The organism is Streptomyces sp. NPDC085524 (assembly GCF_044541755.1).
Lineage (GTDB): Bacteria > Actinomycetota > Actinomycetes > Streptomycetales > Streptomycetaceae > Streptomyces.
In genome coordinates this window covers 284,527-303,923 of record NZ_JBITTH010000006.1, presented here as the reverse complement: position 1 = coordinate 303,923, position 19,397 = coordinate 284,527, and the positions used below count along the sequence as shown (strand labels likewise).

At 72.6% G+C, this 19,397-nt stretch carries 21 protein-coding genes; 8 read left to right on the top strand and 13 right to left on the bottom strand.

Going from position 1 to position 19,397, the window contains the following annotated elements:
• Positions 1-35: 35 nt before the first annotated feature.
• From ACIGFK_RS11860 to ACIGFK_RS11850, 3 genes are all read right to left on the bottom strand, one after another.
• Positions 36-713 (bottom strand): response regulator, encoded by a 678-nt coding sequence (locus ACIGFK_RS11860; protein ID WP_400051379.1) that lies wholly within the window; start codon positions 711-713, stop codon positions 36-38.
• A complete protein-coding gene (locus ACIGFK_RS11855) occupies positions 710-2,374 on the bottom strand; it encodes a sensor histidine kinase (protein WP_400051377.1) in 1,665 nt (554 codons plus the stop codon). The genes ACIGFK_RS11860 and ACIGFK_RS11855 overlap by 4 nt, the downstream gene beginning before the upstream one ends.
• A 235-nt stretch (positions 2,375-2,609) precedes the next feature.
• Positions 2,610-3,251: a maleylpyruvate isomerase family mycothiol-dependent enzyme gene (locus tag ACIGFK_RS11850; RefSeq protein WP_376659712.1), complete on the bottom strand. Its 642-nt coding sequence runs from the start codon at positions 3,249-3,251 to the stop codon at positions 2,610-2,612.
• A 71-nt stretch (positions 3,252-3,322) separates the two neighbouring features.
• Between ACIGFK_RS11850 and ACIGFK_RS11845 the strand changes: the two genes are divergently transcribed.
• Complete coding sequence (locus ACIGFK_RS11845) at positions 3,323-4,246, top strand: LysR family transcriptional regulator (protein WP_376659711.1); 924 nt, start codon at positions 3,323-3,325, stop codon at positions 4,244-4,246.
• Positions 4,247-4,252: 6 nt separating this feature from the next.
• Here ACIGFK_RS11845 and ACIGFK_RS11840 read toward each other — a convergent pair whose 3' ends face one another.
• Positions 4,253-5,194 carry an alpha/beta fold hydrolase gene (locus ACIGFK_RS11840; RefSeq protein ID WP_400051374.1) on the bottom strand — a complete coding sequence of 314 codons (942 nt, stop codon included), beginning with the start codon at positions 5,192-5,194 and terminating at the stop codon, positions 4,253-4,255.
• A 127-nt stretch (positions 5,195-5,321) separates the two neighbouring features.
• On the opposite strand from ACIGFK_RS11840, the gene ACIGFK_RS11835 reads away from it, so the two are divergent.
• A complete protein-coding gene (locus ACIGFK_RS11835) occupies positions 5,322-5,945 on the top strand; it encodes a TetR/AcrR family transcriptional regulator (protein ID WP_376659709.1) in 624 nt (207 codons plus the stop codon).
• A gap of 192 nt (positions 5,946-6,137) precedes the next feature.
• Positions 6,138-6,695 (top strand): hypothetical protein, encoded by a 558-nt coding sequence (locus tag ACIGFK_RS11830; protein ID WP_376659708.1) that lies wholly within the window; start codon positions 6,138-6,140, stop codon positions 6,693-6,695.
• Positions 6,696-6,716: 21 nt separating this feature from the next.
• Here the strand turns inward: ACIGFK_RS11830 and ACIGFK_RS11825 are convergent, their stop codons facing one another.
• Together ACIGFK_RS11825 and ACIGFK_RS11820 are read right to left on the bottom strand one after the other, a co-directional pair.
• Positions 6,717-8,135 (bottom strand): DUF2252 domain-containing protein, encoded by a 1,419-nt coding sequence (locus ACIGFK_RS11825; RefSeq protein WP_376659707.1) that lies wholly within the window; start codon positions 8,133-8,135, stop codon positions 6,717-6,719.
• A gap of 230 nt (positions 8,136-8,365) precedes the next feature.
• On the bottom strand, positions 8,366-8,569 hold the full coding sequence (locus ACIGFK_RS11820; RefSeq protein ID WP_376659706.1) for a hypothetical protein: 204 nt from the start codon (positions 8,567-8,569) through the stop codon (positions 8,366-8,368).
• Positions 8,570-9,060: 491 nt separating this feature from the next.
• Here ACIGFK_RS11820 and ACIGFK_RS11815 point away from each other — a divergent pair, with 491 nt between their 5' ends.
• The gene (locus tag ACIGFK_RS11815; protein WP_376659705.1) at positions 9,061-9,471 is read left to right on the top strand and encodes a hypothetical protein; all 411 of its coding nucleotides are present in this window, start codon (positions 9,061-9,063) and stop codon (positions 9,469-9,471) included.
• Positions 9,472-9,624: 153 nt separating this feature from the next.
• Entirely contained in the window at positions 9,625-10,206 is a 582-nt protein-coding gene (locus ACIGFK_RS11810) for a hypothetical protein (RefSeq protein ID WP_376659704.1), read from the top strand.
• Positions 10,207-10,302: 96 nt separating this feature from the next.
• Here the strand turns inward: ACIGFK_RS11810 and ACIGFK_RS11805 are convergent, their stop codons facing one another.
• Both ACIGFK_RS11805 and ACIGFK_RS11800 read right to left on the bottom strand, forming a co-directional pair.
• Positions 10,303-11,238 (bottom strand): PaaX family transcriptional regulator C-terminal domain-containing protein, encoded by a 936-nt coding sequence (locus ACIGFK_RS11805; protein ID WP_376659703.1) that lies wholly within the window; start codon positions 11,236-11,238, stop codon positions 10,303-10,305.
• Positions 11,239-11,240: 2 nt separating this feature from the next.
• Positions 11,241-11,879 (bottom strand): GNAT family N-acetyltransferase, encoded by a 639-nt coding sequence (locus tag ACIGFK_RS11800; RefSeq protein ID WP_376659702.1) that lies wholly within the window; start codon positions 11,877-11,879, stop codon positions 11,241-11,243.
• A 160-nt stretch (positions 11,880-12,039) separates the two neighbouring features.
• Here ACIGFK_RS11800 and ACIGFK_RS11795 point away from each other — a divergent pair, with 160 nt between their 5' ends.
• Positions 12,040-13,056: an alpha/beta hydrolase family protein gene (locus ACIGFK_RS11795; RefSeq protein WP_376659701.1), complete on the top strand. Its 1,017-nt coding sequence runs from the start codon at positions 12,040-12,042 to the stop codon at positions 13,054-13,056.
• The gene (locus tag ACIGFK_RS11790; protein WP_376659700.1) at positions 13,053-14,315 is read left to right on the top strand and encodes a DUF418 domain-containing protein; all 1,263 of its coding nucleotides are present in this window, start codon (positions 13,053-13,055) and stop codon (positions 14,313-14,315) included. Before ACIGFK_RS11795 ends, ACIGFK_RS11790 begins: the two co-directional genes overlap by 4 nt.
• Positions 14,316-14,505: 190 nt before the next feature.
• On the opposite strand, the gene ACIGFK_RS11785 is transcribed toward ACIGFK_RS11790, so the two are convergent.
• Both ACIGFK_RS11785 and ACIGFK_RS11780 read right to left on the bottom strand, forming a co-directional pair.
• The gene (locus tag ACIGFK_RS11785) at positions 14,506-15,066 is read right to left on the bottom strand and encodes a hypothetical protein (RefSeq protein WP_376659699.1); all 561 of its coding nucleotides are present in this window, start codon (positions 15,064-15,066) and stop codon (positions 14,506-14,508) included.
• Positions 15,067-15,273: 207 nt separating this feature from the next.
• Positions 15,274-15,612 carry a helix-turn-helix domain-containing protein gene (locus ACIGFK_RS11780; protein WP_376659698.1) on the bottom strand — a complete coding sequence of 113 codons (339 nt, stop codon included), beginning with the start codon at positions 15,610-15,612 and terminating at the stop codon, positions 15,274-15,276.
• A gap of 960 nt (positions 15,613-16,572) precedes the next feature.
• Here ACIGFK_RS11780 and ACIGFK_RS11775 point away from each other — a divergent pair.
• Positions 16,573-16,932: a hypothetical protein gene (locus ACIGFK_RS11775; protein WP_376660046.1), complete on the top strand. Its 360-nt coding sequence runs from the start codon at positions 16,573-16,575 to the stop codon at positions 16,930-16,932.
• Positions 16,933-17,039: 107 nt separating this feature from the next.
• Here ACIGFK_RS11775 and ACIGFK_RS11770 read toward each other — a convergent pair whose 3' ends face one another.
• Genes ACIGFK_RS11770 through ACIGFK_RS11760 form a run of 3 tightly spaced genes read right to left on the bottom strand, consistent with a single transcriptional unit; the run spans position 17,040 to position 19,368 of the window.
• Positions 17,040-17,351, bottom strand: a complete 312-nt coding sequence (locus ACIGFK_RS11770; protein WP_386467953.1) for an SCO5918 family protein — start codon at positions 17,349-17,351, stop codon at positions 17,040-17,042.
• Between the two features lie 51 nt (positions 17,352-17,402).
• Complete coding sequence (locus ACIGFK_RS11765) at positions 17,403-17,807, bottom strand: CBS domain-containing protein (RefSeq protein WP_376660044.1); 405 nt, start codon at positions 17,805-17,807, stop codon at positions 17,403-17,405.
• A gap of 46 nt (positions 17,808-17,853) precedes the next feature.
• Positions 17,854-19,368 carry a DEAD/DEAH box helicase gene (locus ACIGFK_RS11760; protein ID WP_376660043.1) on the bottom strand — a complete coding sequence of 505 codons (1,515 nt, stop codon included), beginning with the start codon at positions 19,366-19,368 and terminating at the stop codon, positions 17,854-17,856.
• Positions 19,369-19,397: the final 29 nt, after the last annotated feature.

Below are 19,397 nucleotides of genomic sequence, written 5' to 3'. Positions count from 1 at the left end.
CGGAGCGCGCGCGGCCTCTTCCTTTCGGAAGGGGCTCAGCGCGCCAGGCCCGTGCGGTGGGCGAGGAGGGCCGCCTGGACCCGGCTCGCCGAGCCCGTCTTCTCCAGGATGGCCCTGACGTGCGTCTTCACCGTGCCGATCCCGATGCCGAGCCGCTCGGCGATGTCCTGGTTGGACAGGCCCACGCCGAGCATCGTGAGGACCTCCCGCTCCCGGGTGGTGAGCCGGGCGATCCGCTCGTCCGCGAGGGCGGCGGCCGCGGAGTCGGGGTCGCCGCCCCGCAGCATGCGGGCGATCAGCGCCCCGGTGACGCCGGGGGAGAGCACGGCGTCGCCCGCGGCGGCCGCGCGTACGGCACTGATCAGCTCCTGGGGGCCCTCGTCCTTCAGGAGGAAGCCCGCAGCGCCCTCCCGCAGGGCGCGTACGACGTTCTCGTCGTCGCCGAAGGTCGTCAGCATCACCACCCGCGGCGCGGGATCGAGGGCGAGCAGCGGGGCGATGGCGCTCAGCCCGTCGCAGACCGGCATCCGGATGTCGACCAGCGCCACGTCGGGGCGGTGGGCGGCGGCCAGGTCGACGGCCTCCCGCCCGTTGGCGGCCTCGGCGACGACGTCGATGTCCTCGGCGTGCCGGAGGATCAGGCGGACACCGTGCCGGATCATCGTCTCGTCGTCGGCGAGCAGGACGCGGATGGGGCGGGCGGGTTCGGTCACGGGGTCTCCCAGGGCATGGCGTCCCGGACCGACGGGACGTCGAAACGGTCGATGGCGATCAGGCGCTGCGAGGCGTCGAAGCAGTAGCGGGCGACGGTCAGGGTGCCGGGGCGGGTCTCGGTGGCCCCGTTGAACGGGTAGACGCAGCCGGCCGCACCGGCCGGGCGCGGCGGCTCGTGGCCGGTGGCCGCAGCGCGTACCGCCTTGTTGTCGCTCACCCCCGCCGCGCCCACGTCGGCGTACGAGTCGCCGACCCGTGGCAGCGGGGCCGGCCCGTGGCGGCGGCCGTCCGGGTGGGCCGCGTACACGAAGGCGATCCCGAGGACCATCAGCACGCACAGCGTCAGCAGTCCGCAGGCGAGCGTCAGCACCTCGGCCGTCCGCCGCCCGGGCGCGTCCTGCGGGTCGTACGCGTCGGCGGGCCGACTGGCCGACGCCGGGCCGGTGAGCTGCGGCGGGTTCCGGTCGGGGGCGTCACCGGGCTCGCCGGGCACGGCCGCCTCCACCCGGAACCCGCCGGAGGGGAGGGGAGCGGCCTCGAAGGTCCCGCCGAGCAGTTCGACCCGTTCCCGCAGGCCCGTGAGGCCGCGGCCGGTGCCGCGTTCCGCGGGGGGCGCGGCGGGGTGCGGAGGGGCGCCGTTGCGGACGGTGACCCGAACGGTCTCCTCGTCGTGCGCGACGGTGACGGTGACGTGCGCCGAGGGCGCGTAGCGGTGCACGTTGGTCAGGGCCTCCCGGACGACCCGGTGCACGGCCCGGCGGACCGGTGCCGGGCGGGCGTCCAGGTCGGGCCCCGTCCAGTCGAGCTCCACGGCGATGCCCCCGTCGCCGGACTCCGCGACCAGGGTCTCGATGTCGGCGCGGGTGCCGGTGGCGTCGGTGAGCGCGTCGGAGCCGGTGTCCCGGCCGAGCGGCCCCAGTACGCCGAGCGCCTGGCGCAGTTCGCGCATCGCGTCCCGGGTGGTGCGCCGTACGAGGACGGCCTCCTCGCGCAGCCCGGGCTCGGCGCGCGCCAGGGACAGCTCCAGGCCGCCCGCGTACAGGGAGATGAGGCTGAGGCGGTGGCCGACCAGGTCGTGCATCTCGGCGGCGATCCGGGAGCGCTCGTGGATGCGGGCCTCGCTGTCGGCGAGCAGGCGGGCCCGTTCCGCCGCGTCCCCGCGCTCGCGCAGGGCCCGCACCAGGCGCCGCTGCTGCCCCCGGACCGTGCCGAGCAGGCCGGGCACGACCACGGCGGTCGCGGCGAGGACGAGGCCCAGCGCGAGCCCGTACGGCACGGACCCCGGCCCGAGCCGCGGCCCGGCCGCAGCAGCCGACACCACGAGGAGCCCGGCGGCGCCCGCGAGCAGCCTCGTCCGCCGCCGGGCCCGCTCCGATTGCCGCGCCACGGTGTAGGCGGTCGCGGCCGTCACCGGCCCGAGGGCGGGCACCAGGCCGGTGAGCGTGGCGAGGGCCGGCAGCACGGCGTCCGGGAAGCGGCGGCGCAGCGGGAAGAGCGCGGCCCCCGCGGCGAGCAGCAGGAACTGGAACGGGGGACGCGGAAGGAACCCCAGGTATCCGAGTACGACGTACACGCCCAGCCCCGCACCGGCCACCGCGGCGCTCTCCACCACGAGGTGCACGAGGCCGGGAGGACGTCGGAAACGGCTGGTACGGACCACGCCGACCAGTATCTACGCCGGTATCCGCGAGGGCATGGACCCCGGGGCGGATCCCCGGCGGCCCGCCTCTGCCCGAAGGCAGAGCCCCGCATCCCCCTTCCGGGAGAGTCCGGCCTGTCGGGAGGGTCCGGCGGGCCGCCGGAGGGCGAGGGCGGCGAGCAGGACGAAGGCGATGAGGGCGGTGCCGTGGAGGAGCCGGGTGCGCGTGTCCGTGGGTTCCATGGGCGGGCCGCCGTCAGGCCTGCGCGGCGAGGAAGCGGCCGTCCGGTGCGCCGTGGAGGCGTCCCGGCGGGAGCCGCCGTCCGAACGCGAGCAGCAGGAGGTCCTGTGCGGCGCCGGACACGGGCGTTCCGGTCCCGAAGGACCAGTCCAGGTCGGTGGCGCGGAGTTCGACGCCGTCCAGGTCGGCTCCGAAGAACCGCAGGCTCCTGGCGTCGACGCCGTCCAGGAGGATCCGCACGCGGTCCTCGGGAACCCGGCGGCCGAGGCCCAGCGCGACGGTGATGTCCAGGCCGTGGACCACGTCGTGGCCGAGGGCCGCCGCGAGCCCGCCGACCGGCGGCTTCCAGGGGTGGTCCGCGTTCTCCGCGAGCAGCGCGGCGAGTTCACGCGTCGAATGCGCGGCCGCGTCCCTGCGCGCGCACCGGTCGGTCATCCGGTGCAGGCTGCCCCGCGCCCGGACCAGTTCCCACACCGTCCTGGCGAGCGGCTGGCGGAACCCCATCGACATGTGGGCCGCGACCTCCCGGACCCGCCATCCCGCGCACAGGCTCGGAGCGTCCCACTGCGCTTCCGTCAGGCCGTCGAGTACGGCCGCGAGCTCGCGGCGCTCGGCCGCGATCGCGGTCCTGATGTCCGTGTTCCCCGTGTTCCCCATGGTTCCAAGGCTCTTGGCCGGCCCGCCGGAAGTCCAAGACTTTGCACGTCTCGCAACTAGCATGATCCGTTATGGACATCCGGCAGCTGCGGTACTTCGTCACGGTCGCCGAGGAGGCCAACTTCACGCGTGCCGCCGCCCGTCTGCACCTGGCGCAGCCGGGGGTGAGCGCCCAGGTCCGGCAGCTCGAACGGGAGCTGGGGCACCCCTTGTTCGACCGCTCCGGCCGCTCGGTGACCCTGACGGAGGTGGGCGAGGCCGTACTGCCGTACGCGCGGGCCGCGCTCGCCGCCGTCGGGGCGGTACGGCAGACCGCGGACGAGTTCACCGGACTGCTGCGCGGCCGGGTCGCCCTCGGCCTGGTCTCGGGCGCGGCCACGGCGGGCAGCAGCTTCGACGTGGCGGCCGTCCTGGCCGGCTTCCACGGGGACCACCCGGGGGTGGAGATCGCCCTGGCCGAGGACAGCTCGGAGCGGATGCTCGCCGCACTGCACCGGGGAGAACTCGACATCGCCGTGATCGGACTCGCGGACGAGGAGCCCCCGCCCGGGATCTCCCTCCACGTCGTCGTCGACGTACCCCTCGTCGCCGCCGTCGCCCCGGACGACCCCGCCCTCGTGCCGCCGGACCGTACGACCGTCGCACTGGCCGAGCTCGGCGACCGTCCGCTGATCACCCTGCCGCGCGGTACGGGCGTGCGCGGGATGCTCGACCGGGCGTGCACGGAGGCGGGGTTCCGGCCCCGTATCGCCTTCCAGGCGAGCGCTCCGCCGTTCCTGGCCCAGCTCGCGGCGCGCGGTCTCGGGGTGGCGGTGGTCCCGGCGCTCCCCGCCGACGCGGCGGGGGCCCTGGGCGTGCGGACGCTGGAGATCACCGCGCCCCGGCTGCGCGCCCGGGCCGCCCTCGCCTGGCGGACGGACGGCCCCTCCGGCCCCGCGGCCGCCGTCCTCCTGGACCTGCTGCGCAGGAGCTTCACCCCGCCCGGCCGCTCCTGAGTCCGGCTACGCCGCCGCGGAGGCCGGGTCGAGGGAGTCGACGTCCTCCATGAAGCTCAGCATCCGGGCGTTGACCATGTCGGGGTGGTCGATCTGCGGGCCGTGGCCGGTGGCGGAGACGATCTCGGCGCGGGCCCCCGGGATCAGCCGGGGCACTCGCTCCAGCTGCCGCTTCGGGTGCACCAGCAGGCTGCGCTTGCCCATGATCAGGTAGAACGGCGTGCGGATGGAGCCCAGTTCGGCGTCGGACAGCGGCAGCGGGGCGGGCCGGCGGATCCGGAAGGCCCGCACCCCGGCCTGGATCCACTTGCGCAGCTCCGGGACGACGAGCACCGGCTGCTCCAGCCACTTGGCGAGGGCCGGGCGCAGTGCCTTCGGGGCGAAGGTGGCGAAGAGGCTGGCGAAGATCCAGACGAAGAAGCGCAGGCCCACCTTCTCCAGCCCGCCGGGGTCGAGGGCGGTGACCGAGGCGAGCCGTCCGGGCCGCAGGTGCACCTGGTTGATGACCAGCCAGCCCCCGTAGGAGGAGCCGACGAGGTGGACCCGGTCCAGGTCGAGGGCGTCGAGGGCCTCGTCCATCCACTGGGCGGCCCGCTCGGGCTGCCACATGGGCTCGCGCTGGACGCTGCGCCCGGGGTCGCCCGGGGTGTCGAGGGCGTAGACCGGTCGATCGGCGCTGAGCGCACGGGTGTTGGGGTACCACTGCGCGGAGCAGCCGCCGGAGCCGTGGATCAGGACGATCGGCGTACGGGCCTCGGCCGCCGGGTCCGTGGGCCCGTACCGGTAGACGTGCGTGGTGCCGAAGCTGGTCTCGACGTCCGTCTCGGAGCGTATGGGCGCCCCCATCGCGAAGAGCGCGTCGCAGGTGGCGAAGTAGCGGTCGCGTAGCTCGTCACTGACGTAGCGGCCGATGTCGCGGCGCGGCTTACGGGTCGTGTTCTCGGGCACGGGGCACCTCCGGGAAGAACCGTTCTTCGTGATACGACCGTACCATGATGTTGGTACGGCGGTACCATGAAAAAGTCCGGGGAGCCCGGACGGCGGACCCAGCACCGACGGGCGGAGACACCGGCACATGCCGAAGCGCGTGGATCACGAGGAGCGGCGGACCCAGATCGCCGAGGCGCTCATCCGGGTCGCCGGACGACGGGGGCTGCACGCCGTGGGCATGCGCGACGTGGCCGCGGAGGCCGGGGTGTCGCTGCGGCTCGTGCAGTACTACTTCGAGACCAAGGAGAAGCTGCTCTTCTACGGTCTCCAGCACCTGACCGACCGCTTCACCGCCCGGGTGGGCGCCCGCCTGGCCGCGATCGGGCCGGCCCCGGGCCCGCGCGCGACCGTCGAGGCGCTGCTGCTGGCCTCCCTCCCGACCGACGAGGAGGGCCGCACCTTCCACTTGCTGTACAGCGCGTACTCGATCCTGTCGGTCACCGACGAGGCGCTGGCCGCCCAGCCGTTCATCGACAACCCCGACGCCGCCGAGAACGCCGTGGCCGGCCTGATCGAAGGCGCCCGGGCGTCGGGGCTGGCAGATCCCGGGATCGACGCGCGCACGGAGGCCATCAGCCTGCTCGCGATGACGGCGACGATGGGCACCAGCATCCTCGTGGGCCAGCGGAGCCCGGAGTCGGCCATCGCGGTGCTCGACCACCACCTGGACCGGATCTTCCGGGCGGGCGGGGCGCCGACGGCCGGATAGGGGTCCGCGGGGTCCGCGGGGTTCGCGCAGGGTTCCGTGCGGGGTTTGCGGGGCGGCCGGGGGCGGGCTGTGGCCCGATTCATGGTCTTGAGGGGTGGGCGCGCATTGACGGCGACGGTGCTTTAGGTAAGCCTTACCTAGCTTCCGGGTATTCGGAAGCGGCCCGTCCGCCCACTACCGGAGTCAGCTCACATGTCGTCCACCGCAGTCAGACCCGCCCCCCGCCCGATCCGTCTCTTCGATTCGTGGTGGACGGTGGCGGCCGGCGCGCTCGTCGCGATGGTCGTGCTGACGGCGGGGGTGTGGTGTTCCCTGCACGTGCAGGCGGACGCGGCGATGCGCACGGCGGCGCTCTTCGCGCACCTGGCCTCGCTCGTGATCGGCTTCGGCGCCGTGCTGTCCGCGGACTACTACGGGCTGCTCTGGGCGACGCGGCGCTGCACGCTGGCCGAGGTGGTCGCCGCGACCTCCCGGCTCCACGTGCCGATCTGGGCCGGCCTCGGCGGGCTCGTCCTCAGCGGGCTGATGCTCCACCCCGACATCGGCTCCCCGCTGACCCTGACCAAGCTCGGCCTGGTGGCCGCGCTCACCCTCAACGGCCTGCAGGCGGGCCTCCTGGCGCGCCGCCTCGAGGCCGCCTCCGAGGCGCCCGGTCCCAAGCTGCTCGCCTGGGGAGGTGTCACCGCCCTCGTCTCGCAGGTCTGCTGGTGGGGCGCCGTGGTCATCGGCTTCCTCAACAGCAACACCTGATCCCGCGGGGCCGCGCCGCCCTCACGCCGCCTCGGCCCGGACCCGTCCGGCCTCGACCGCGTCGAGCAGCGCCTGGTGGTCCTTCTCGTTCTGGTCGGCGTACAGCTCGGCGAAGTCCGCCAGCGCCCGGTCGAAGACGTCGCTGCTGCCCAGGTACGCGGCGATGGCGATGCGGTCCCCGGACCTCGCGTGGGCGCGGGCCAGGGTGGCGCCGCACAGCCTGCCGAAGTTCGCCATCCGCTTCGGCGACATGTCCTCGGCGATGGCGATGCCCTTCCAGTCCCGCAGCTGGCGTACGTAGAAGTCCCGGCGCTTGCCGTCGATGCCCTGGACGCGCTCCCAGCCGAGGAAGATGTCGCTGGTGGCCTGCATGAGCCGCTGGCCCGCGACGACGCGCTCGCCCTGGGTGCGGAAGGCGCTGGCGCCGGCGTAGGGCGCCAGCACCGACTGGTCGGCCTCCTTGGCCTGGAGCAGGAGCGGATCCCCGTCGTCCTTGCCGAGCAGCAGGATCACCCAGCAGCGGGTTCCCACACTGCCCACACCGACGACCTTGCGGGCGATGTCGCCGATCCGGTAGCCCTTCAGCAGGAACCTGCGGTCGGTCTGCAGGGTCTTGCCGTAGTGCTCGATCAGCCGGCTGATCTCCTTCTCCATCGGGCCGCGCTCGGCGGGCTCCAGCAGATCGTGGAGCCGCACCAGCAGCGGCGGGTCGGGGGTGATCAGCCGCTTTCCGTCGACGACCCGCGTGAGCTTGTCGAAGACCTGCAGCGTGTCGTGCGCGTACGCCTTCTCTTGGGCGCGGTTCCAGCGTTCGAGCTGTCCCGCGCCCACGACCGGGCCCCACTGCTCCGTGAGCGATTCCGCGGAGTCGCTGGTGTACCAGACCTCGAGGTTGCCCATTCCGGCGAAGCTCCGCATGCGCTCGCGGTAGGAGCCCACGGCCGCCCGGACCACCGTGGCCCGCTCCTTGGCGCTGAAGCCGTTCGCCCGGCCCGCGATGACGAAGCTGGCCGACAGCCGCTTCACGTCCCACTCCCAGGGCCCGGGCAGGGTCTCGTCGAAGTCGTTGATGTCGAACATCAGCCGGCGCTCCGGCGAGGCCAGCAGCCGGAAGTTCAGCATGTGCGCGTCGCCGCAGCACTGCACCCTGATCCCGCTGCGCGGCGTGTCCGCGAGGTCCGAGGCCATGATCGCGGCGGCCCCGCGGTAGAAGCGGAACGGTGACTCGCTCATCCGGCCGTAGCGGATCGGCACCAGCTCCGGCACCCGCCTCGCGGACTGCTTCTCGATGATGTCCACCGGATCCGGGCGGTTCGGCGAGGGCGCGTACCCGGCGTGGCTGGAACGGGGCACCTCCGCACGGGCGGCCTTGCCGCGGGCGGCCCGCTCCTGAGGGGTGAGGTTCCGCGTCTCGTCGCCGGAGAGGTGGTTCTCGTTCATAGCGGACTCCCCGACGCTCCACGAACACGGTCGCCGACGCGCGGCGCGCGCCCGCCTGATGCCCCGGTACGGCTCTCCCTCCCAACGTATCCGCGGGCGGTGCTCCCAGCGACTCGGGCCGAGCGAGCTCGCGGGGCGCGAAGCGACAGGGCCCGGCCGGGGCGACTGCGGACCGGCCGGGCCCTGTCCGTCCGGGCGGTCGGCCCGGGTCGGAATGCGGTCGGAAGCGGTCAGAAGGACTCGTCGTGCAGGTCCTCTTCGCGGATCAGATCGTCCTCACGGCGGCGCGAGGACTCCTTCTGACCCTGGTCCTTCTGGCCCTGCTCGCGCGACTGCCGGCCCGGCTGGGGCCGCGCGGGGTCTCCGGGGCGCTGGTGCCCCTGGGCCTCACGGCTCCTGCCCGGCTGCTGACGCTTGTCCTGCTTACCGCCCATGATGGCGACTCCTCGTGATGGGTGGAGTACGGAATCCCCCCCGCATCACGCTGACACGCACGCCGGTGCTCTGCACCAGGTCGCCCGCGAACCGCGCCACCCGGGTGAAACCGACCGGGGTCCGGCCCGCCCGCACCGTGGCACCCGCTCACCCGCAGTCGCCGAGGATCGGCCCCGATCCGTCGGGGGTGCGGTTCGGTCGCAGCTGCCCGCCTGCCGGGCCGAGGAGAGCCGCAGGGGTGTCAGGGGCGGACTGTGGAACGGCCCCTGACCGGCTGGCATACTGCACGGGTATGGCCCTTCGTGCATCCCCCGTCGCGAAGGGCCATACCTGTAGGCCGCCCCGGGCGGCGCCGGTGCACGGCGTGCCACACGGGCAGGGGACTCCCCCGTGGTCCCCTGGCCGCGTTTTTTGCAGTTAACAGTCACGTAGAGTGCCCACGCAAGCCCGGCACTCGCAACGGTGCACGACGCGAACACAGGTGGACCGGATGGACATCGGCGACGAACACGCGCCTGAACTGCCGTCGTTGCAGCAGAAGGTCGAGTACATGGTGGAGAAGACCTTTCCGGGCCGGAAGGTGTCCGGGCGGACCTTCGCCGAGCTGGTCAGGGAACGCGGCGGCTCCCTCTCCCACAGCTACTTCTCCAACATCCTCGCCGGCAAGGTCACACGGCCCTCCGAAGAGATCCTGAAGGCGCTCGGACTCGGCTTCGGCGTGGACTGGCGGTTCTTCAAGGAGGAGTCGGAGGTCGTCGGCGACGTGGTCGCCGGGCTCCGGTTCCTCGCCCGGCGGCGCACCGGCGAGGGCGGACTCCCGCCGGAACTGCTGGAGTTCGCGCTCTCCCTGCTGGCGGACACCAAGGCCGAGCAGCGCCCCGGCGGCGCGCAGGGCGCGTAGCCGGGGGAGCCGGTGACACGCGGCCGTACGTGCGCACGGCGCCCAGAACGACACGCGCGCGACGGGCGCCTGGCCCGGTACAGGTGGCCGCCTACAAGTCCATCCCGGAACAGCACACCCGCGCCGCCTGCGGTCCTGCCAGGAGCACAGCACATGAACGAGACCACCGCCACCACCGTGGCCCGCACCGTCACCGACGTCCTGCAGCCCCGCAACGTGCTGCTCGTCGGCATGCTCGGGATCGGCCTGGCCGCGGCGGGCGACTGGACCGGCCTCCCCTGGGGGCTGCTCGGCGCCCTGTGCGCGGGACTGGTCCCGGCCGGCTACATCGAATGGGAACGCAAGCGCGGCACCTGGGGCGACCGCCACGTGGTCGACCGCACCCAGCGCGCGCCGATCTTCTTCGTGATCCTCGGGTCCCTCGGCACCGGGTCGGTGGTCATGGTCCTCGGCGGTGCACCCGCGCCCATCCTGGTCGCGATGCTCGGCCTGTGGGTGATGACCATCGGGCTGCTCGCGGTCAACACGGTCTGGAAGATCTCGGTGGACTCCGCCGTGGCCTCGGCGGTGGTGGCCCTGCTCGCCACGGTGCACTCGCCGTGGTGGCTGCTCGCCTATGCGCTCACGGTCGCCGTGTGCTGGTCCCGCGTCGCGCTGACGTACCACACCGTGGCCCAGACGATCGCCGGAGCCGCCCTCGGCGCAGCCACCACGGCCGCGTTCCTGTTCGTCTGACCCGCCCCCCGGCCACCCCCGCCGACGCGGCCGGACCCCGGCCCGGGACGGGGCTGCGCCTACGGCCCGGCGATACTGCGCGCCGGCGCGAGTTGCTCACCGGACTTGCGGAAGCGGGGGCGGAGAAGTGGTGGGAGGTGCCGGGGTGAGGGTGGCGCCGTCGTAGAGGCGGAACAGGCGTGGGCGGCCGGGATCCTGGTCGGTCCCGGCGGCGAGGGCTTCCCAGCACTGTGCGGCCAGGGCGCGGGCGCGGGTGCCGGGCCATGGCTGGGGGAGCAGTTCGGGGGGCAGCAGGGGGTCGGGTTCCATGGCGGTGGTGAAGGACGCCGCCAGTTCGATCGCGTACGTCAGGCGCTCGGTGTCGGTGGGCCGGTCCAGGCTGGACAGCCGGGCCAGGCGGGCCGTGGCGAGGGCGGCGAGCGCCTCGTAGCGGTCCGCGATCTGCTGGAGGGGCCAGAGCAGGGCGGCCAGCCGGGCCGGGGCGGCCTCGTCCCCGACCTGCAGGTCGCAGCTGGTGAGGCGGCTGAGGGAGGGCAGGACGCCCAGGTGGCGGGCGTGGGCTTCGACGACCTCGCCGATGGCGTTGGCGCTGACGTAGAGCCCGCCTTGGAGGGGGGCCGCGCCGAGGTGGAGGAGGGTGTCGCGCAGGGTGTCGCGGGCCTGTCGCGAGGTCTCGGGGATGGCGAAGGCGAACAGGTGCCACGTCCCGTCCCAGGGGGCGAGACCCTGGTCCTGCCGGTAGGCGTGGCGGACGTACTCCACGTCCGGCGCGACGGCGCCGGTCGCGTCGGCGGTGGCACGCAGTACGGCCTTGCGCCCTCGTCCCTCCTGGGTGAACCGGCCCTCGGCGACGAGCCGTTTGATGCAGAGCCGGACCTGCTGGTCGGTCATGCCGAGGGCTGCGGCGACGGCGTACAGCTCGCCGGCGTCGACACTGCCGTCCTCGCGTACGAGGGCGAACACCAGGGTCCGGGTGCCGATCCCGGACGTGATGGGCTCCGTCGCGGGGGTGCCCGCGGGCCTGCTGGTCATCGCTACAGCTCCAAGGTGTCGCCGGGTGCGCCGCCTCCCGGGCGGGCCGGGACGGCGCGATGCATCGTAGTCACGGCGCCGAAGCCCATCAGGCCCCGGAGGTACGGGGTCCGTTCGGTGCGTACGGCGGTGAAGCCGTGCCGCTCGTACAGGGCGCGGGCGCGCGGGTTGACGTCGATGACGTCCAGGCGGACCCGCGAGCAGCCGTGTTCCGCGGCGACGGCCGCGATCTCCGTCAACAGCAGGCTCCCGATGCCCGCACCGCGGTGGGCGGGGTCGACGGCGATGCCGTCCATGACGAGTTCCCCGGGCTCCGGGGTGCGTTCGAGGAGCGCCAGCACGGCGAGCCGCGGCAGGCCGCGGAACAGCCCGAAGCCGGAGAGCACGTCGCGCACCCCGCCGCCGGTCAGGCCGCGCCCACCGAGCTGGTAGCCGGCCACGCCCACGACGTGCTCACCGCCGCGGGTGAGTGCGACGACCGCGCGGTCGTGGTGGAGATGGCGGGCGATGAAGGCACGGCCGTGCTCGGCCGGGCCCAGGGCGGCCCCGAGCTTGCGGCCGAAGGCCTCCCAGTACAGCTCGGCGACCCGCTCCTCGGTGCTGCGGGGTACGCCGCGCCTGATGGCGGTTGCTGCGTCCATGGCTCCTCCTCGCGATTCTTCCTCCGTCCTCGCATTCTACGTACGAACGCGATACGGTCGAAACTCAAACGAGAGTTTCTCTTGCGATAGTTTTGGGGGATGGGTGTCGACGAGACTGCAACGCAAGGCCTCGACACGCCGTCGGCGGGCGGTGCGAGCCGTGTTCGCGGCTCTGGCAGGGCTGGTGGTCGTGGCGGCCGGCCTGGGCGGGCTGATGGTCTGGCAGAACACGTACGACCTGCGGGAAGAGACGGTGGCCGTGCGGCACGGCGGGCGGACCCTGCACGGCGTGCTGGCACTGCCCCCACAGGGGAAGGGCCCCTTCCCCCTGGTGGTCTTCGTCCACGGGGACGGCCCGGTGGACGCCACGCACGACACCTTCTACCGGCCGATGTGGGAGTCCTTCGCCCGGGCCGGGTACGCCTCGCTGTCCTGGAACAAGCCGGGTGTGGGCGGCGCGCCGGGCGACTGGCTCGACCAGACCATGGACGACCGCGCGCGGGAGGCCGTCGACGCCATCGCCTGGGCCCGGCAGCGGCCGGACATCGACGGCAGCCGGATCGGCTTGTGGGGCGCCAGCCAGGCCGGCTGGGTGCTACCCAAGATCGCCGCCAGGGACGGGCGGATCCGGTTCGCCATCGCCGTCTCACCCGCCGTCAACTGGCACCGGCAGGGCCGCTACAACCTCCTCGCCGAACTGAGCCGGGACGGTGCCTCCGCCGCCGAGGTCGCCGCCGCCCTGCGCCGCCGCGAGACCGGGCTGGAGCTGCTCGGGCGGGGCGCCACGTACGAGGAGTACGTGCGGGCCGTCGGGGACCCGCAGGGCATGACGGCCGCCCGCTGGCGGTTCGTCTCCAAGAACCACGCCGCCGACGCCGGCGCCGACCTGCCGGCCCTGCGCGGGATTCCCGTCCTGCTGGTGCTCGCCGGACACGACGTGAACGTGGACACCGCCGACACCGAGGCCGCCTACCGCCGGCTGCTCCCCGGACCGTCACTTCGCGTCGCCCACTACGCCGACGCGACCCACGGCCTGGTCGAGCACGACGTGGAGACCTCGCCGCTGCGCCTGACCCTGACCGCGCTGTGCGCGCCGCGGGCCCTCTTCGCCGAGGGCTTCCTTGCCGACCAGCGGAAGTTCCTGTCCTCTCTCGATGCCGAAGGAGCAAGACGATGACCACCCGCCCCACGACGGGCCCCGGGGCAGGGACCGGGGCCGGCACCGTGCCGGGCCCCGCGGTCCGGCCGGCCACCGGGCCGACGACCTCGTCCCGCTTACGCGACGTCGACGCCCTGCGCGGCTTCGCGCTCCTGGGCATCCTCCTCGTCAACATCACCTTCACGGCCTCGGCGTACCAGGGCACCGGTGTCGCCGATCCCGCGTTCGACTCCCCCTTGGACGGCGCGGTCCGGTTCCTCACCGAGGTCTTCTTCGAAGCCAAGTTCTACCTGCTCTTCTCCTTCCTCTTCGGCTACAGCTTCACCCTGCAGCTCGCCTCCGCAGGCCGTGACGGTGCGGCCTTCCTGCCCCGCTTCCTGCGGCGCTGCGCAGGTCTGTTCGTCCTCGGCCTGTGCCATGCCGTGCTGCTCTTCCCCGGCGACATCCTCACCACCTACGCCGTGCTGGGACTGGTGCTGCTCGCCGTGCACCGGATCCGGCCGCGCACCGCCGTGCGCACCGCCGTCGTCCTGCTCGCCGCGACCGCCGCCGGCTACCTGCTGCTGGCCTGGGCGCTCGCCGCCACCGGAGGCGGCGGCATCAACGCCATGGCTGTCACCGAACACGGCCGCCAGGCGACCGAGGCACTGCGCGGCGACGCCGGCTCGGTGATCGCTGCGCACCTTCGGCAGTTGCCCGACGTGGTGTTCATGCTGGCCTTCTTCCAGGCGCCGGCCGCCTTCGCCGCGTTCCTGCTGGGCCTGGCGGCGGGCAAGCGCGGCGTGCTGCGCGACCCCGCCGGCCACGGGCCGTTCCTGCGACGCCTCCAGTGGGTCGGTTTTCCCGTCGGCATCGCCGGCGGTCTGGTCTGGGCGCATGCCGCCCAGGGCCACTCCGGGACGGCGTACCAACTGGTGGCGGTGGCCGTGGACGTGGTGACCGCGCCGCTGTTGGCCGCCGCGTACGCCGCGACGGTGCTACGGCTGCTGACCGGACCGCAGGGCCGACGAATGGCGGCGGTCCTGGCTCCGGCCGGCCGCATGACGCTGACCAACTACCTCACCCAGTCCCTGGTCCTGTCCTTCGTCTTCACGGGTTTCGGCGCCGGGCTGGTGGGCCGCCTCGCACCTGCGTATGCCGCCCTCACCGCCCTGGCGCTGTTCGCCGCCCAGGCGGTCTTCAGCCGCTGGTGGCTGGCCCGGCACCGCTACGGGCCGGTGGAGTGGCTGCTGCGCGCGGTGACGCTGGCCCGGCGGCCGCGCCGACAGGAGACATGACCCCGCCCCCCGCGACAAGTGTGCGGCCGCCCCGTCCGGCGGACATGCGGAGATCAAGCGCCCGTGGGCACACCGGCTGTCCGTCCGGCACGGGCGGACCACCGCGATTGCCAGGTGTGGGGTGCGTACCCCCTCCTGAGGCCCCGGCGGCCCGCCTATGGCCGCGCTGTGTCGAGAGGAAACCGGGCGCTCAGACACGCCCCCATGCGTCGAGGAAGGCTTTCCGTTCAGCCGGATCTGCTGATCTGTGGTCCGCGTGCAGGACCCGCCAGGCGGTAAGTTCGAGATCCCGGAGCCACAGCTCGCCGATGACCTGAGTCTTGAGGTCGGGGAGGTGGTCGGATTCGGCGAGCGCCTGGCCGATCACCTCTCCGGCTGCGACGCGCTGGGGCGGGGTCATCTCGTCGACAGCCGAGAGGATCTGACCGGCCAGGCCGGTGCCTTCTCCGGCCAGCGAACTCAGCACGAAGGTCTTGATGTTGGAGGGCAGAAGGTAGAGGGAGCCTGAGCTCCTCCACAGGTCCGACCAGAAGCGTTCTCCGGCCTCGGTGGGAGCGGGGAGCGCGGCCAGCAGTCCGAGGAGGTGCGCGGTGGCCGCGTACCCATCGGAGTGGGCGGACGCGACGACGGCGATGTCGGCAACGCGCTCCACGTCGATTCGGCCCGCCTCGAGGCGTGGGTCCAGCCCCAGCCGCTGTTCCAGCTGATGGGAAAGCGGGGCGGATGCATGGGAGCGGAACTCGGGAAGCATCGGCGGTCCTTGAACGTAGGAGAGCGGAGAGGTCCGTTCGGAAGCCTGATTGTTCCCATGGCCCGCCGACTTACACGACTTCCACGGTCCCAGTTGGGGCCAGGCCTCCAGGACCGGAAGTCGCGAACCGGTCCTTCACAGGCGTCCGCGCCCGAATAGCCCTCCTCCGACGACCGAGGCCCGCCGATTTCGACGGGCACGCTCGGTTCAGGCCGAGGGCGGCGGCGCGGATGAGTCGGCGGCGCGGCGGTATTCGGCATTGATGCGCTGGGCTTCCTCGAGCTGGTCCTCGAGGATGATGATGCGGCAGGCGGCCTCGATGGGGGTGCCCTGGTCGACGAGTTCCCGGGCGCGGGCTGCGAGGCGCAACTGGTAGCGGGAGTAGCGGCGGTGGCCGCCCTCCGAGCGGAGCGGGGTGATCAGGCGGGCCTCTCCGAGGGCGCGGAGGAAGCCCTGGGTGGTGCCGATCATTTCTGCGGCCCGGCCCATGGTGTAGGCGGGGTAGTCGTCGTCGTCGAGACGGCCGAACGAGGCGTCTGCTGTCATTGAACCTCTCTCATGGAACGCATGGAGGGGCCCTGGTGCCGTACGGCACCAGGGCCCCGAAGGAACTACTACACCATCTGTCGGCCCTGATACTGCGCCGACCCTATGTTTCCGCCGACCCGGCCGACACGCTGCCGGGAGTGCGGGGATCGCGGTTGCTTGACCGGAGACCACCTCGCTATCGATGTCCTGCGGTACCCGGACTCAAGACTTCTGTCCGGGCGATCCTGATGGTGCTCGGCTCCTCCGTTCTCCCTCGGTGATCAACTGCTTACTGCTGGTACTGCTGGTACTGCTGGTGGCCTGTGTCAGCGCCACTCTTCGGCAGCCAGCCCCGTTGCCCGTCCTGCGTCTGCTCTGGCTTAGAACCCCACTGCCGAACTTCCCGGTGCGCGCGCCTGCAGCCGACGCCTTCACCGAGGTGCTGCTCCCTACTTCACTGCTGGTACTGCCACTGCGTTAACTGCGGTACTGCTCTCGGCGGCCCCTATGACTGCGGGCCACCCGGTCCGGTCGTCAGCCCCGTCGCCGTCCTGCAACAACCCTGGCTTCGGAACTCCACCACCGCACCGTCCTGCGTACTGCAACTGCGGTTACCGCTGCCTGGCAGTTCATCTCTGCCGGGCCCTGCTGTCTCTCTGGGCTACGAGAGAAACCATAACGACGCCACCGCGCAATGTCTACTCTGGCCGTCATAGATTTTCCTCCCCGCCGAGAAGAGGTAGACCTACACGGTCAGGCCAGGATGCGCAGAGCGGTCTGCACAGCAGGTCAGGGGCTCGGGCGGTCCCGCAGGCTCGGGAGGTTCGCAGCCGAGGGCGGCCGGCCCAAGGTCAACCGCCTCGCCCGAGCGACCGCCGTCACCCGTCGGGCCTCCGGCGGGAAGACGGTGAGTGCTCTTCTCGACCGGTAGTCCTCCGGTCGAGAGAACGGGACGACCGGTGCATAAGATCGGCTCCCATGTCGAAGCCTGACGAGCTGCTCGTTGACGTTGCCACCCTGGTGGAGTCCGGGCCGAGCAATCAGATGTCCCTGACCGTGGTCACCGGTGGCGCTGTCATCACCGGTCGGCTGGCACCCGAAGCCGTATGGAGGCAGCGGGTGTCGGAGGTTCTGACGGACTCCGCCCGCCTGGGTGAGTTCGCCGCCATCTTCACCACCACGACACCCCAAGAGGGGCCGCCCACCCATCTGCACTTCCATGTGGCCCGCATCCTGCAGGGCACGGTGGGGATCCCGGAGACGGGCGGGATGTACCGCGTCTCGATCGCGGACGTCAGCGCCTGGACCATGGGCGACTTCAGCTACTCCGACCACTGACCCGACATTCGCGTACCCCCGGTATGCGGGAGGGCCCGACCGGCGCGCTTGCCGGTCGGGCCCTCTTCGCTGTTCGGGTGTCGGCTCGCGCCGGTCCTGTCCGTCCGTCAGACGGTCACCGGGATGCCGAGCATCGCGGAAGCCTGCTGGAGCGGGCTGAGGACATGTGTGGGCACGGCGGCCCGGGGGAGGCCGCGGCAGGTGAACCCGAGCCGGGTCATGGCCCGCAGCACTTCACCGGCGCTGAAGTCACGCCGGTCCTGGCCGGTGATGACCTGACCGACCTGCTTGACGGGGTAGGTACGGCGCCCGATGATCACCGACTCGCCGGTGACCTGCTCGGGCTTGACGCCCTTCATCGACTCCAGGACACCGCTCTTGGTGAGGTCGAACGGGAAACGGGCGATGACACAGCGCATGTTGCCTCACAGGAAGAGGAAAGGGGGACGGTCGTGCCGCGGTGAGGTGGTTCAGCGGGCCAGGGCGAGGACGCCCAGAGCGCTGCCCTGGTCGTCGACGACCGGCAGGGCAGCGAGCCGGCGGTAGCGCATCGCGTGTTGGGCTTCGGCCATCGTGGTCACGTATGAGGCGACCGGTCCGCGGTCTCCCGGGAGGTCGCGGAGACGGACCTGGTCCGTGTACGCCGCGCTGTCGCGGACGGTGGCGAGCCCGGCCCGGGTGACCAGCCCGGTGCACAGGCCGTCTTCGTCGCAGACGAGCAGGTGCTCCGTGCGGGCACTGGCCATGACGGCAAGGGCCACCTCGACCGTCATGTCGTCACACACCTGTGGACCGGCCGCCTCCATCGCGTCGCCCACCGTCCGGTGAACAGGGCTGGCATTCGCCGGGTGGGGCTGCATCTGGACCAGCGTCAAAAGGTGCCTCCTGCAAAGGTGGGTCAGTTTCCTGATCACGTGGCTTTCAGGCCGCCGCGTCGAAGGCGGACTGCCGTACGCTCGCGCGCCGGGCCGTCGCAGCGGGCCGGCGCCTCCCCCGGGAGGCCGAGGTGCGCTTGGCGCGTTCGGCGACCGGTGCGGTGATGACGACGGGGACGCCGGAGGGTGCCTGGGCGCCGGTGATGCGGTTCAGGGCCTCTTCGCCGGAGCGGACCTGGGTGGTCTTCGGGGTGATGCCGGCGGCCTGCATGAGGCGGGTCATGTCGCGGCGCTGGTTGGGGGTGACCAGGGTGACGACGCTGCCGGACTCGCCGGCGCGGGCGGTGCGTCCGCCGCGGTGAAGGTAGTCCTTGGGGTCGGTGGGCGGGTCGACGTTGACGACGAGGTCGAGGTTGTCGACGTGGATGCCGCGCGCCGCCACGTTCGTCGCGACCAGGACGGTCACGTGTCCGGTCTTGAACTGGGCCAGGGTGCGGGTGCGCTGGGGCTGCGACTTCCCGCCGTGCAGGGCCGCGGCGCGGACCCCGCTGTCGAGGAGGTCCTGGGTGAGTCGGTCGACGGCGTGCTTGGTGTCGAGGAACATGATCACCCGGCCTTCGCGCGCCGCGATCTCCGTCGTCGTCCGCTGCTTGTCGGCACTGTGGACGTGGAGCACGTGGTGCTCCATCGTCGTCACCGCACCGGCCGAGGGGTCCACCGAGTGCACGACCGGGTCGGTCAGGTACCGACGGACCAGCAGGTCGACGTTGCGGTCCAGGGTGGCGGAGAACAGCATCCGCTGCCCCTCGGGACGCACCTGGTCCAGGAGAGCGGTCACCTGCGGCATGAAGCCCATGTCGGCCATCTGGTCGGCCTCGTCGAGGACGGTGATCGCGACCTGGTTCAGCCGGCAGTCACCGCGGTCGATGAGGTCCTTCAGCCGGCCGGGCGTGGCCACGACGACCTCCGCGCCTCCGCGCAGCGCTCCGGCCTGCTTGCCGATCGACATGCCGCCGACGACCGTGGTCAGGCGCAGCTTCACGGCGCGGGCGTACGGCGTGAGGGCGTCGGTCACCTGCTGGGCCAGCTCGCGGGTGGGGACGAGGACGAGGGCGAGCGGCTGGCGGGGCTCGGCGCGCTGCCCGGCGGTGCGGGCCACCAGGGCGAGGCCGAAGGCGAGCGTCTTGCCGGAGCCGGTGCGTCCGCGGCCGAGCACGTCACGGCCCGCGAGGGTGTTGGGCAGGGTGGCGCCCTGGATGGGGAAGGGTACGGTCACGCCCTGCGCGCCGAGAGCGGCCAACAGCTCGGCCGGCATGGCGAGGTCGGCGAAGGTCTCGACGGCGGGCAGAGCGGGAGTGATCGTCTTAGGCAGGGCGAACTCGCCCTGTACTGCGGCGGGTCGCCGGCCAGGGACCCTCGATCGCTGCGGAGCCGTGGAGCGGCTCGGGGACGACGAGCCGAAGCGGCTGCCCCGCTCCGAACCGGCGGCGGTCCCGAAAACGGGAACGCCGGCGCGGTCGCGGGTGCGAGAGGAACGGCTGTTCGTACGTGTGCGGTTCATTGAGAACCTTCCTTGACGCGGCTCATATC

Bases quoted from the DNA above. Each gene is read 5' to 3' on its own strand.
- ACIGFK_RS11830 (WP_376659708.1), top strand. From the start codon at position 6,138: ATGTCGTCCACCGCAGTCAGACCCGCCCCCCGCCCGATCCGTCTCTTC.
- ACIGFK_RS11825 (WP_376659707.1), bottom strand. From the start codon at position 8,135: ATGAACGAGAACCACCTCTCCGGCGACGAGACGCGGAACCTCACCCCT.
- ACIGFK_RS11835 (WP_376659709.1), top strand. From the start codon at position 5,322: ATGCCGAAGCGCGTGGATCACGAGGAGCGGCGGACCCAGATCGCCGAG.
- ACIGFK_RS11815 (WP_376659705.1), top strand. From the start codon at position 9,061: ATGGACATCGGCGACGAACACGCGCCTGAACTGCCGTCGTTGCAGCAG.
- ACIGFK_RS11800 (WP_376659702.1), bottom strand. From the start codon at position 11,879: ATGGACGCAGCAACCGCCATCAGGCGCGGCGTACCCCGCAGCACCGAG.
- ACIGFK_RS11845 (WP_376659711.1), top strand. From the start codon at position 3,323: ATGGACATCCGGCAGCTGCGGTACTTCGTCACGGTCGCCGAGGAGGCC.
- ACIGFK_RS11805 (WP_376659703.1), bottom strand. From the start codon at position 11,238: ATGACCAGCAGGCCCGCGGGCACCCCCGCGACGGAGCCCATCACGTCC.
- ACIGFK_RS11810 (WP_376659704.1), top strand. From the start codon at position 9,625: ATGAACGAGACCACCGCCACCACCGTGGCCCGCACCGTCACCGACGTC.
- ACIGFK_RS11770 (WP_386467953.1), bottom strand. From the start codon at position 17,351: ATGCGCTGTGTCATCGCCCGTTTCCCGTTCGACCTCACCAAGAGCGGT.
- ACIGFK_RS11760 (WP_376660043.1), bottom strand. From the start codon at position 19,368: ATGAACCGCACACGTACGAACAGCCGTTCCTCTCGCACCCGCGACCGC.
- ACIGFK_RS11785 (WP_376659699.1), bottom strand. From the start codon at position 15,066: ATGCTTCCCGAGTTCCGCTCCCATGCATCCGCCCCGCTTTCCCATCAG.
- ACIGFK_RS11790 (WP_376659700.1), top strand. From the start codon at position 13,053: ATGACCACCCGCCCCACGACGGGCCCCGGGGCAGGGACCGGGGCCGGC.
- ACIGFK_RS11820 (WP_376659706.1), bottom strand. From the start codon at position 8,569: ATGGGCGGTAAGCAGGACAAGCGTCAGCAGCCGGGCAGGAGCCGTGAG.
- ACIGFK_RS11850 (WP_376659712.1), bottom strand. From the start codon at position 3,251: ATGGGGAACACGGGGAACACGGACATCAGGACCGCGATCGCGGCCGAG.
- ACIGFK_RS11780 (WP_376659698.1), bottom strand. From the start codon at position 15,612: ATGACAGCAGACGCCTCGTTCGGCCGTCTCGACGACGACGACTACCCC.
- ACIGFK_RS11775 (WP_376660046.1), top strand. From the start codon at position 16,573: ATGTCGAAGCCTGACGAGCTGCTCGTTGACGTTGCCACCCTGGTGGAG.